Source organism: Vibrio sp. 10N.261.52.C2 (genome assembly GCF_041471425.1).
GTDB lineage: Bacteria > Pseudomonadota > Gammaproteobacteria > Enterobacterales > Vibrionaceae > Vibrio > Vibrio crassostreae_C.
In genome coordinates this window covers 100241-113272 of record NZ_JBFROH010000015.1, presented here as the reverse complement: position 1 = coordinate 113272, position 13032 = coordinate 100241, and the positions used below count along the sequence as shown (strand labels likewise).

The window sequence follows — 13032 nt, the reverse complement described above, 5'->3', positions numbered from 1 at the left end:
AGCTCGGCTAGAACCCACATGAGATGAGGTCTTAGACGCAATAGGAAAAATTCTTAGAAACAGGTGAGACCGATGAAAAGCGTGAAAATAGTCACATTTGAATATCACGAGTAGAAAGCGCTGAGAATAAGATAGCGGCTTGTATCGCACTGATTACAGCAGCGATACAAGCATCTGAATACAAACACTAGTGACTATCTTGTTATCGTTCCTTAAAAACCAGAGCGAGCTTCTGCACTTTTCTGAGGTGATTGAGCTTGTAGGAAAGGCAGTAGCAGCAAGCCAATAACGGCCGCACAAGTCGAGATGGTAATGAAGAACCCACTCCAGCCATAAGTTTCTAGAACGAGCGCTAATGGGTAACCAGAAAGTGCTGCACCCATGTAAGCAAACAAGCCCACAAAGCCTGTCGCCGCCCCAGCAGAGTCTTTGTGCGAACATTCTGCCGCCGCCATGCCAATAAGCATTTGAGGACCAAAAACAAAAAAACCGACACAAAACAGCCCAGCCGCTTGAAACACAAAGTTGGTTAAAGGCATAAGCCATAAAGCCGATACCGAGAGGAAGATACCAATCGCAAACAGGATGTTCATCGGGCCACGGTTGCCACCAAACAGTCTATCCGATCCCCATCCAGCAACAAGTGAACCAACGAAGCCGCCAATCTCAAACAGAGACAAAGCAGCATTTGCGTTGATCAAACTGTAATGATGTTCTTCGGTGAGATATAAATTACCCCAATCGTTGACGGCCGTTCTGACGATGTAAACCAGCACATAGCTAAAGGCGAGCAACCAAATGTACTTGTTACTGAACACGTAAGTTTTTAAGATCTCTCGATAGCTTAACCCTTGCCCATGGTTCTCTTGCGCCAACTCTAGATGATCATTGCGCCACTTCCCTACCGTCGGAAGTCCCATGGTGGTCGGCTTATCACGTAAGCGCCAGCAAACGATAAGACCGATAAATACACCTATCACACCCGGCCAGATAAACCCAGCTCGCCAACTGAATTGCAGCGTTAGATAACCCACGAGAATAGGAATTAGCGCCCCACCAACGTTATGGGCTGTATTCCAGATTGCCCAACGGAATCCTCTTTCGGAGCGAGAATACCAAGTCGTCAATAACTTGGAACACGATGGCCAGCCCCAACCTTGGAACCATGCATTGAGCACCCAAAGCAAGATAAAAGCCGCCAAAGAACTAGAAAAGCCAAACGCTATATTGATCAAGCCTGTCGCGATTAAGCCAAGCCCCATGAAGTAGCGCGGGTTTGAGCGATCCGATATCGTGCCTGAAATAAATTTCGATAAACCATAAGAAAGATAAAAGAGCGTGCCAATTAAGCCAATATCTCCTTTGTCCAAACCAAGATCGGTGATCATTGCGGGCGCGGCATAATTAAAGGTTTTACGAGTGAAGTAAAAACCCGCATAGCCGACATACATTCCTATCATGATGTGGAGACGCCAGTAGCGATAACTCTGGTTGACTTCATCATCTGTTAGAGCATGAGTATTTGACGTAGCTGAGCGCAGAAATCCAAACATATTCGTTCTCACACTTTAGGTAATGTAACGCTGATATTGGTACCCGAAGATGAGCCATTAGCGTTAATGGTCATCTTGCCGCCGAGCGCCTGAACACGCTCTTGCATACCGCGAACCCCCATTCCTTTGAGAAGATCTTGCGCTGTAAAACCAACGCCATTATCTGATATCTGAAGATAAGCCTGATCATCTAAAATCAGTTCAATTTTAATCTCGCTCGCTTGAGCATATTTATGGGCGTTATTTAATGACTCTTGACAGAGTCGGAAGAGAGTGACCTTGAGCGTGTCACTCAAACATGAATAATCACCTTGCCAATTTAACTGGATATCAACGCCATGGTCCGAAAACTCCATCTCCCGAATAAGCTGTTCCACGGAATCTTTTAGATCAAGATCGTCCAACATTTTAGGTCTTAGTTTTGTAAGTAGACGTTTGGTGGTGTCATAAACATTCAAAGACAATGACTCAATCGTACCTGCACAGCGAACACTCATCTTAGCGGCATCGACGCGTTTAATAATGCTTGCCTGTGTACGGATTGCCGTAATGTTTTGGCCTATTTCATCATGCAGCTCACGAGCTATATCACGACGAACCGACTCTTCAGCGGTCACTAGCTGGCGTGAAAGATTTTGATTCCTGGAAAGTTCACTTCGCAATTTCGAGTTGAGATCTTTCTGCTTTTGAACCGCTAAACCAAGCAATATACCAGTGATGGTTTGAGCAGATAGAGACAAGAGCAAATCGGTAATTTCGAGTTTGGACGTTCCACTATGAGCAGCAATCAGCGCGACACTATTTAGCATTGTTGCAAGCAGAGCGCCTTGCCATCCGTAACGAACGGCGAGCAAGATAATAGGGATCGCCATACAGAACGGGGCAAAGCGCCTTAGCTCATCAGGCAAACTGGTTTGTATCAAAATACTGGCGACCAACAACACGCTATATAAAGCAATATGACGGATTTTGAACTCAACAACATTGTTGATTAAATAAGAGCTCAGTGGCGCCCACTTATTTTGGAATAGATAGTTCCAGACCAGATAACACATCGGCACCAGCATCAGTCCACCCGTGATACTCGCTAACCACACCATGTAAACGGCTGGTACATGAGAGCCCACCACGGCAACATTAATAAATGCTGTGACCATGATTAAGCTCGCCATCACTAACAAGTGACGATTTTGGTCACCAGAATAATAACGCTTGGCAATTAGAGTGGCAGGAATACTCAACCCACTGGCGATGAGTATCGTCAGCCATTGAGGTTCATCAAGTAGCAGAGCTAAAGCAATCGCAAGCCCCCACTCTGCAATATAGATAGCGGGCCAATAGTGAGTGCGAGTGTGCAGCGTCATTCCCAATCGAAGTGAGAATGGGAAAAGCAGAATGGCTAACTCAGGGTCATTAATAAAATAGAAGGCAATAACCCATAAACAAAACCATGCACAGCCAGCCATAAAAACCCCACATAGTGAAGTGGCTAGATAGGAGCGCATTAGTACTGATCTTGAGTGAACAATTTAGCTAACTCAACGTTGTTCTTAACATTGAGTTTGTCCATCGCATTGGCACGGTGTACATGCACCGTTTTATGACTAACCCCTAGCTCAACGGCGATAGATTTCACATCGAGCCCTGTTGCCAATAACTGACACACTTCGCTTTCTCGGCGGGTGAGTTGGTTTAAAGAGGCTTTATTCTTCATTGGTGTCGCAAGCTTTATAGCGATATCGGGCGTGAGATAACAGCCACCATTTGCGCTCGTATGTACGGCTTGGATTAACTCATCTGGGCTACAGCGCTTACTGAGGTAGCCTTTAGCTCCTAACTCTAATGACTTCTCAACCATCGCCGGAGAGTCATGTACGCTCAGCATGATACTGGCAATGCCTGATGGAATCTCTTCCAATAAGCACAGGCCACTTTCGTCTTGCATTGAGATATCTAAGATCACGACATCAGGGTGACAACTTGGCAATCCTAGGCGCGCTTCTGCCGCAGAGTTGAATTCCCCCACGACCGTAATATCAGCTTCAAGACTGAGTAATTGAGCAAAGCCAGATCGAACAATGACGTGGTCATCAACAAGCGCAACATTAATCATGATATTAACCAAAATTAAGAGTAAGAAAGAAAAATAGCCCCAACAGGAGCTATCTAAAATTAAGTTTATTAATAGAGATGATACTGAATCGAACTAACGATTGGTATGATCTCACGTGCTTTAAACCAATAAAGCACGTGAGACTCGCTACGCGTTTTGAGACGCTAAGTGTATTTTCTTAGCGTGGCGAATCTTCTTCTCTTCCGCAACCGCAACGAATAGCAGTAACACGATACAAATGGCAGCTGACGTATCAAGCGCTGCGAACGTGCCTTTCCAACCCGTTAAGCCAAAAATAGGTGTGCCGTCTGCAATCATACCTAGGCCAAGTTTGGCAAAGCTGTCACCAATTAAGTAAGCAAATGTACCTTTCACGCCATCCGCAACGCTGATTGCTTTCTTAGGCACGAAACCTACTGCAGCAACACCAATCAGCAACTGAGGACCAAATACTAGGAAACCAAGCACAAACAGTGATGCTAGGTACATGAACTCACTGGTTGCATGCTGGTAGAACTCTAGCGAAACGATAATCAGGCCAAGCGATACACAAGCAACCAAAGCACGGCGTCCGTTCGCAAGGTCTGACAGATAACCCCACATTAACGTACCGACCAGTGCACCAACCTCAAACAGAGTGAAGCCTGAAATCGCGGTTTCTTTTGATAGACCTAGCTCTTGATACGCATAAACGGTAGACCATTGATCGATACCGATACGAACAATGTATAAGAAGATATTCGCGAAGCAGAGCAACCAGATCACTTTGTTTTTCAGGATGTATTCAACAAAGATCTCTTTCTTAGTCATTTGATTTTCTTCAGCAGCCGTATCTTCTTCGCTGACTTCTTCATCAAACAACTCTTCAACCGTACCTAGACCATAGGCTTCTGGAGAGTCATTACCAAAGCGCATACCAATAAAGCCAACCACAATCGCAATGATTGATGGGAACACGAACATACCGATCACGTTGCCATCAAAAAGGTAGTTAGCACCGAACAGAGCAACACCAGCGGCACCTGCGCCACCCACGTTGTGCGACATATTCCAAAGGCCTAAATAAGAACCACGCTTGTTACGAGGCGTCCATTTAGTGATGGTCGAGTAGCTTGAAGGACCGCCGGTACTTTGGAAGAAACCACTCAACGCATAGAAGGCAACCATCAAGAATAAGCTAGCACTGCCACCGCCCATACTGAAGCTGAAGCCCAACATAGCGATACCAGAAAGGACAAGCATGAATGGCAGGAACTGCTTGGTGTTTTTACCATCGGCATAATAGGAAACGACGGTTTTACCGATACCGTAAGTGATAGAGAAACCCAGACCGATAAGACCTAGATCCGTCATCGATAATCCATAAGTAGAAATCATGTCGTTTTGCGCGACATTGAAGTTCTTACGGATCAAATACATGGTTAGATAACCAATGAACACGACGAGGTAAGATTGTAGGAATGGTTTAAACCACATTTTTCTTCTAGTTTCGACCGGAAGATCCAGCGTCGGTTTTCGAACCTGATCTAGGAACTTTAACATTGTGAACTCTCTTATTTTTTGTGAGGTCTGCACGGCATAATTGCGGCCATACATTGTTTGTTAGTTGACCGTGAAATAATAAGGAGTCTAAAAATCGACCGCATGAGAGAGGGTCTTAGAATAACTAGGAAAAATTCTTAGTTCAGAATTGGGAGTCAAGAAAGCGTGAACAGCATCACTTTGTTTACGGTCTGTTATGGATTGATATTACGATAACAAAAGTCACTCATTTCAGGGCTGACGAACCTTGTAAATAAACAGAAACGAGTGGATTACTTCACTAAAAAAACACCAGTATCGGTTCATCACCATAAAACTCCATGGTCATGGTGTGTCCGATACTGGTTCAGCATTCATTCTGATTAAAATAGATTCAATAGGCTTGTTACGTTTCGCGTGAATCGTACTACAGTCGCTTGCCGCTACCGTCTTCCCACATTACTTCACATTCATCTTTGATGGCAGCTTTTAATAATTCAACCAGTGGGAACGCTCGACTACCGATATTAACAGGCGCTTCAACCACCTCTTCTTCATTGTCGTCATCAGTATTTTCATGCTCTACGGACTTGCTCTGCTCTGCTGCAATAGCAGCACGTAGATTATCCAGAGCTTGAGGAACCTCTGAAGCATCCATAGCACCTGGGATGGAGCCGCTATGCCCAAGCATCTTGATGAACTGGAGGCCGACTTCACCAAACATCGTGACACTAGCATGAGCTTTACAACTAAAGGTAATTAACATAATGAGCCTTTCTTAATTTTGGTCGTTTACAAACTATGTGGAGTAACTCTCTGGAAAGCAAGTAGATAAACATCAAACAACGGTTACAAGTTTGATGCTTAAATCTAATCTTCTAGAGATGACCAGCACCATCGGTGATATACATCACTATTTGGAATTGATTGAACAGCCTTTCATATGAAACCTTGATAGTAGTCACACTAAATAGACATCTAAGCCTCTGCATAGCTTGTTATTTAATCTACTATTACCACCATTATCAAAAACTTTGGCACAGATCACATGAAAAGGCTCGTCGGCAGGCACCTAGAAGAAATGGCGGACATACGATCCACCCGCAAGCAAAAAATTGTCCACTCCTTTTCACTGACTGCCGCTGCGTTATTCATTTTCTATACTTGGGCTTACTTCGAAGGCGAGCATTACACGCTGTCAATATTCGAATTGTGCTTCGCCATCATTGCCATTTCTAACGCTTTATATGTAAGAAAAGTCATCAATCCTGAGTATTCCGAATTGATTCTGAGTGGTGTTCTTCTAGTTCAGGGCGTCATCCTATTCTTGTACAGTCACGCCATCCCAGATCGCATCCTCTGGCTCTACCCAATTCTGGCCGCGGTCATTTTCATTAATGATTTTAGAATTGGCATAATCTTCAGCACCTCGTTTTGCCTGTTCATCAGCACCTTGATTACAGCAATGCCCAACAATTTTTCTTTACCATTTAACAGCACACACAGATTTTTCCTTAGCTTATTTACCATGAGCTTGGTGTGCCACACATCCGCCTATTACTACACAAAAGCCGTCAGTTATATTCAACGCCTGTATAAAGAAGGCATTGAAGATCTCGCTTACAGAGATCAGTTAACCGGCTTGGCAAACCGTTGGAGCTTTGAACGCTGGGCGACAGAAAAACTAGCCACCGTGGATAGTGAGCGATCACTTACGGCATTGGTCTTTTTGGATATAGATGACTTTAAAGGCATTAACGACAGCTACGGGCACGATGTGGGAGACAGTGTCTTACAGCATTTTGCCAATCGCTTGAGCAACAACATTCGAACCAGAGACAGAAAAAGCCATGAATACGATTATTCCATCGCGCGCTTTGCTGGAGACGAGTTTGTTCTGATGCTCTACGATGTGCCAACTCGTAAAGATCTAGACGGCATTCTAGATAGGATCTGCGGGCTGTTCGAAAGCGGCTGCCAAACAAACGAGAGAATCAAGGAATTGACGTTAAGTGTTGGGGTTGCTTTGTATCCGCAAGATGCCCAAGAATTACATGAGCTGACGAGATGTGCTGATAAAGCGATGTATGTTGCCAAGCATTCAGGAAAAAACCGATATGCTTATTATCACGACAACCCAGTATCGACCCTGATAGAAGAACTACCAACGAGCCTTGTTAGCTCAGCACCGGATTCATCTGAACTTGAAGATTGCTTTGAAGCGAAGATCGAAGGGAACAATGTTACGCTATTAAAAACGCGCCAACGCTAGCCATTCCTATAACGGAGCGGCGCTGCTAACCTGCAAGGTACATAAGCCAAAGACTCACTAACCCGATCATAATAATCCATATGACTTGACGTGTTCGGTTTGGGTTATTTCCTTTAGGTCGCCTCACCACGGTTTTAAAAGCGGCTTGCTTAGCTGACTGAATAAACGGCGCTTCTATCTCACGTTTTTTCACGCGGCGTTTAACTGCGCTGTTTGCAACCTCTGTAAAGCGCTGGCTTTGCTCCGTTGTAAAGTCGTTATCAAAACCTATCCGACCATGCCTTTCGCCATGTTTTTGCTGAACTGCCATAGCGGCCTCCTTGGCGATATACTCTCTATTGAGTATAGACATAATTTCATATTGTTACCTGTTCAAGATTTTCGAATAAGTCACTCAACGCTGTGCCATCTTCTTTTTAAATCAAATTACATAAACTACAGCTATTCAAGTTTATGAGGGTTTCAAAATGACGAATGTAAGAGCAGTAGATCATGTGATTACAGCACATGCCACCTCAGATGGTGATGGCGTCAAAATCCAACGACTCGCAGGTTTTAATAACGCACGTTTCTCTCCATTTTTAATGATTGATGAACTGAAGTCGGATGAAAGCAAAGACTATGTTGGCGGCTTTCCTCCACATCCTCACCGTGGGATAGAAACGCTCACTTACATGCTCCAAGGTCACTTCCAACACAAAGACCATATGGGGAATGTTGGAGAGCTACGCAGCGGTGGCGCTCAATGGATGGCCGCAGGCCGTGGTGTCATTCACAGCGAAATGCCAATGATGGAAGAAGGTGCGCTGCATGGTTTTCAGATTTGGATAAACCAACCTGCGACACACAAAATGCAGCCAGCTCAGTATCACGATTTCCAAAGTGAAAGCATCGCGGAGCATCAAAGTGAACAAAGTGGTTTGTTAAGAGTGATTGCCGGAGGGTTTGAACTGCACAACCAAACTGACAAGGATTCAGAGGCTTTACGAGCGCAGGGTCCATTACAGAAAACAGGTGTGCCATTAAGCGTTGCGGATTGGCGCTCTCATTCTGGGCAAAAAGTCACGTTAGGGACTAATGTTAATCACAATGCCATGACTTATGTGTACCGAGGCAGTATTAAGATCGGCGACAAAGTCATCAACCAAAGTCAACTTGCCCTGCTCACCAAAGCTGAATTGTTGTCTTTAGAAAGCCTAGAAGATTCAGGTGTACTGATTTTTTCTGGTCAGCCGATTAATGAGCCGGTTGTGCATTATGGCCCGTTTGTCATGAACTCGATGGAAGAGATTGAACAGACAATTCAAGACTACAACAACGGTGTGTTTGAGACTTACTGATGTCTTGGCTTTGAGCTTTGAGCTTTGAGCTTTGAGCTTTGAAGATTGAAGAGATTTTGTAACGAACAACGATTTGGTCATCCATTTGATGACTACAAAAACAAGTGACACTATCCACTGCCGGTTACTATCACTTATTTAACCACGCTCCTAGAGCGTGGTTTTTTTCTATTCAATCAGAGACAAACGATGCCCTGATTGAACAAATTTAGATCTGATTACAAATACTCACATAGGTAAGCTGTCGCTTCTTTTACCTGTAGGTCGAATGAAGAGTCACCCGCAACGTCAAAAGACTCACCAGATTGGTATGTCGTCCAATCATCATCGCCAACACGCTTTACAATCAAAGCACCTTTAACAACGGTCATCTTTTCTGGAGCCGCAGTACCAAAAGTGTACTCACCAGCCGCCATTACACCAACACTCACATCAGCACCAGACTGGTTAAACGCTAACGACTTAACGCCACCTTCAAAGTATGTGTTTTCTTTAATCATTGTACTTCCTTGTTATCTTCAAATTGCAATTATTGAGCTCACCGAGTAAGCCTATGCGTAAATTTAGGTGATAATTGTTTTAACCAATTCGAGACTTTCCTACAAGAAATAAATACGCATAGCTTAAGCATTTCTGGAGTTCGCTTTCATTGATAGCGTAAATACTGAGGAGCAAGGCTAAAAACCACTAACGCAACCACATTTATTAGAACATTCGATCCTGCTTCTAACTCTTAGAACAATTTTTGCAAACTAAGGTTTTAATTAATAGAATCTAAAACAATATCAGTCGAAAAATGAAGAGATAATGGCAAAAAAGCCGACTAAAAGCAGAGATCTATTTGCCAACTCGTTACTCTACGGCTTCCTATTAGCTGGCTTTATGGTTGCCCTCACCGCCGGCTATTTTGCTTACCAAGCCCACCAGCAATCTGTCAGCCCAAGCAACGTCTATGGCACATGGATAGAGATTGCGGCGCCACCTTACAACACCGACATCCTGACACTTTCAGAAAACGGTGTGATGATGAATCATCGTCTTATCACTACCTCATTCGATTTTGACGGGAAGATCGTCACGATCAACACTGGCTCTGGAACCACCGTTTACACCATCAGTGGTACTTACGATTCGCCTCGCTTAAAGCGATTAGAGCCAAGCGTACCATCTCAGCAATTTATTAAAGAAGGCTACGAAGATACTGCGACTGGTGATACCCATAGTGTCATGCAACAACGACGCACTTCCTTAGCTGAGCAATTCAAAAGATAACCCTCTTATCCATACTGCCATAAGCATTCGTCTTCAAGTTTACCCGTCGATCGACCCCGCTCGCTCAACATACTTCACTTTGTGATTCAGCTTCAATCCACAGTATTTTCTTATAGTTTGTCGCACCTTTTCATAACTTCATGTCGTGAATTTACACTTGTGAGATTTTCCTACTGAAGGATGTTTTATTTTATAAAACATGGACTCAGCCTCTCATTCATTAAGCAACAGAATTGTAACAAGATACAATTTTTTAGTTGTCCATCGAAAACGGATTTATTTTCAGTTATGAAATTAAAACTCTCTCGAATACTGACTGGGAAGCTCCTTCAAAACTGATTGGAGCCGTTTATGGGGCCATTGGGTTCTCGTAATCTTCAAGGAATGAGAGAAATAGTATGATTCGTATAAATACCTGTGCTGCAAGCATTGCTCTAGCGCTATCTGGTACAGCATTAGCTGCTCCAACAGCACCTAGCATCGACATGTACGGTTCCAACAACCTGCAATTTTCTAAAATTGAACTCGCGATGGAAACCACCTCTGGCTACAACCAGATGGTTAAATATCACGACAAAGCAAAAGTCGACGTTAAGTTCAACCAATGGAGCGGAACGTCAGGAAACACGTACAACATCTACTTTGATGGCGTTAAAGTAGCCACTGGCCCAATCACTGGCAGCCAAACCACGGCTTCATTCGAATATGGCCAAGGCGGCTTATTCGAAATGGAAATAGAAGCGTGTGACGAAACAGGTTGTAGCAAAAGCGCACCCGCTAAAATCACGATTGCCGATACAGATGGCGCACACTTAGCGCCACTTGCGATGAATGTGGATCCGAACAACAAGTCATACAACACAGATCCAAATACGGTAGTCGGTACTTACTTTGTAGAGTGGGGTATTTACGGCCGTGATTACACCGTTGATAACCTACCCGCTGACAACTTAACCCATATCCTTTATGGCTTCATCCCAATTTGTGGTCCGAACGAATCAGTTAAATCAGTAGGCGGTAACAGCTACAACGCACTCATGACAGCTTGTCAGGGTGTTAACGATTACGAAGTGGTGATTCATGACCCTTGGGCGGCTTTCCAGAAAAGCTTCCCTCAAGCGGGACACGAATACAGCTCACCGATCAAGGGTAACTACGCAATGATGATGGCGCTCAAACAGCGTAATCCTGATTTGAAGATCATCCCATCGATTGGTGGCTGGACGCTGTCTGACCCGTTCTTTGATTTCACAACTAAAGCCAACCGTGACACCTTTGTAGCGTCTGTTAAGAAATTCCTTAACACATGGAAATTCTACGACGGTGTGGATATCGATTGGGAATTCCCTGGTGGTGGCGGTGCTGCTCCAGACCTTGGTGATCCTGTAAATGACGGCCCAGCTTACATTGCACTGATGGCAGAACTTCGCGTGATGCTAGATGAGCTAGAAGCGGAAAACGGTCGTACTTACGAGCTCACTTCTGCGATCGGTGTTGGTCACGATAAGATTGAAGACGTGAACTACGGCGATGCTATCCAATACATGGATTACATCTTCGCAATGACTTACGACTTCTACGGCGGTTGGAACAACGTGTTAGGTCACCAAACAGCACTAAACTGCGGTAACTTCATGCGTCCTGGTCAATGTGATGGCACAGGCCTTGATGAAAATGGCGAACAATACACAGGCCCAGCTTACACCACAGACAACGGCATCCAACTGTTGCTTGAGCAAGGTGTTCCAGCGAACAAGCTTGTGGTTGGTACAGCGATGTACGGTCGTGGTTGGGAAGGCGTATTACCATCATCACTCACCGATCCGAGCGACCCAATGACTGGCGTTGGTAACGGCAAACTGAAAGGCAGCTCTGCGCAAGGCGTATGGGAAGATGGCGTTATTGATTACAAAGGCATTAAAGCAAACATGCTTGGCGCGAATAACCAAGGCATCAACGGCTTCGAATATGGCTATGACGAAATGGCAGAAGCGCCTTACGTTTGGAACCGCACTTCAGGTCAGCTAATCACATTTGATGATGATCGCTCTGTAAAAGCAAAAGGCGCGTACGTTCGTAGCCTTGGCCTTGCGGGTCTATTCTCTTGGGAAATTGATGCAGATAACGGCGACATCCTGAATGCAATGCATGAAGGCCTAGCGGGCGGTACAACTGATCCTGTCAACCGCAAACCAACGGCAGCTGCAGGTACAGACCAATCGGTTGAAGGCCCAGCTTCTGTTTCTCTAGATGGCAGCGCTTCAAAAGACAGCGATGGTACAATCGCGAGCTACGCTTGGTCTCAAGTCGGCGGTACAGCAGTAACACTGGCGAACGCTAATGCTGCGGTTGCGAGCTTCGATGTTGTTGAAGTCGCTCAGCAAGAAACACTAACCTTCAGCCTAACGGTAACGGACAACGAAGGTGCTACTTCTACTGACACCGTTGTTGTAACAGTAAGCCCTAAAGATACAGGCCCAGTAAACACAGCACCAGTAGCAGTGGTTACGGCTCCGGCTGAAGTTAATGCGGGTGATGTAGTCGTGGTTGATGCTTCGGCTTCAAGCGATGCAGACCAAGACACATTGACCTTCACATGGGATGTACCTGCTGGTATTGATGCAACGGTTCAAGGTTCTTCAGTGAGCTTTGTCGCAGCGGAATACACGAAAGATACAACGCTGAACTTCTCTGTAACAGTCAGCGATGGCACAGAGACATCGGTAGCAGCTACTTCAGTGAAAGTTCTTAAGAAAACCACAGGCGGCGGTACGTGTACTAACGCTTGGGATTCAGGCGCGGTTTACACTGGTGGCGACCAAGTGACTCAAGGCGGTAAGGTTTGGGAAGCGAAATGGTGGACAACCGGTGAAGATCCAACAACGACAGGCCAATGGGGCGTGTGGAAAGAGATCGGCCCAGCAAGCTGTGCTAACTAAAAATAGGATTGAGCTAAACACC

The 13032-nt window shown here is 44.9% G+C and carries 11 protein-coding genes; 4 read left to right on the top strand and 7 right to left on the bottom strand.

The features are described 5' to 3' along the window. Window positions 1–212: 212 nt before the first annotated feature. The 5 genes from AB4307_RS05590 to AB4307_RS05570 form a co-directional block, all read right to left on the bottom strand. Window positions 213–1553 carry an MFS transporter gene (locus AB4307_RS05590; RefSeq protein WP_372131372.1) on the bottom strand — a complete coding sequence of 447 codons (1341 nt, stop codon included), beginning with the start codon at window positions 1551–1553 and terminating at the stop codon, window positions 213–215. 8 nt (window positions 1554–1561) lie between these two features. Beyond that, window positions 1562–3058, bottom strand: coding sequence for a signal transduction histidine-protein kinase/phosphatase UhpB (gene uhpB / locus AB4307_RS05585; protein WP_171733553.1), 1497 nt, complete (start codon window positions 3056–3058; stop codon window positions 1562–1564). Further along, entirely contained in the window at window positions 3058–3666 is a 609-nt protein-coding gene (uhpA, locus tag AB4307_RS05580; protein ID WP_372131370.1) for a response regulator transcription factor UhpA, read from the bottom strand. The genes uhpB and uhpA overlap by 1 nt, the downstream gene beginning before the upstream one ends. Before the next feature lie 147 nt (window positions 3667–3813). Then, complete coding sequence (gene uhpT, locus AB4307_RS05575) at window positions 3814–5208, bottom strand: hexose-6-phosphate:phosphate antiporter UhpT (RefSeq protein ID WP_017061544.1); 1395 nt, start codon at window positions 5206–5208, stop codon at window positions 3814–3816. Window positions 5209–5614: 406 nt separating this feature from the next. After that, window positions 5615–5953, bottom strand: a complete 339-nt coding sequence (locus tag AB4307_RS05570) for a DUF1840 domain-containing protein (protein ID WP_017061543.1) — start codon at window positions 5951–5953, stop codon at window positions 5615–5617. Between the two features lie 315 nt (window positions 5954–6268). Between AB4307_RS05570 and AB4307_RS05565 the strand changes: the two genes are divergently transcribed. Next, window positions 6269–7459 (top strand): GGDEF domain-containing protein, encoded by a 1191-nt coding sequence (locus AB4307_RS05565; RefSeq protein WP_102321386.1) that lies wholly within the window; start codon window positions 6269–6271, stop codon window positions 7457–7459. 25 nt (window positions 7460–7484) lie between these two features. Here AB4307_RS05565 and AB4307_RS05560 read toward each other — a convergent pair whose 3' ends face one another. Continuing rightward, entirely contained in the window at window positions 7485–7769 is a 285-nt protein-coding gene (locus tag AB4307_RS05560) for a hypothetical protein (protein ID WP_017061541.1), read from the bottom strand. Between the two features lie 157 nt (window positions 7770–7926). On the opposite strand from AB4307_RS05560, the gene AB4307_RS05555 reads away from it, so the two are divergent. Then, window positions 7927–8799: a pirin family protein gene (locus tag AB4307_RS05555; protein ID WP_017069674.1), complete on the top strand. Its 873-nt coding sequence runs from the start codon at window positions 7927–7929 to the stop codon at window positions 8797–8799. 218 nt (window positions 8800–9017) lie between these two features. On the opposite strand, the gene ppnP is transcribed toward AB4307_RS05555, so the two are convergent. Continuing rightward, the gene (ppnP, locus tag AB4307_RS05550; RefSeq protein WP_017057600.1) at window positions 9018–9299 is read right to left on the bottom strand and encodes a pyrimidine/purine nucleoside phosphorylase; all 282 of its coding nucleotides are present in this window, start codon (window positions 9297–9299) and stop codon (window positions 9018–9020) included. Between the two features lie 307 nt (window positions 9300–9606). On the opposite strand from ppnP, the gene AB4307_RS05545 reads away from it, so the two are divergent. Further along, window positions 9607–10071, top strand: a complete 465-nt coding sequence (locus AB4307_RS05545; protein ID WP_372131368.1) for a DUF2850 domain-containing protein — start codon at window positions 9607–9609, stop codon at window positions 10069–10071. 398 nt (window positions 10072–10469) lie between these two features. After that, entirely contained in the window at window positions 10470–13010 is a 2541-nt protein-coding gene (locus AB4307_RS05540; RefSeq protein WP_171733667.1) for a glycosyl hydrolase family 18 protein, read from the top strand. The last annotated feature ends 22 nt before the right edge of the window (window positions 13011–13032 follow it).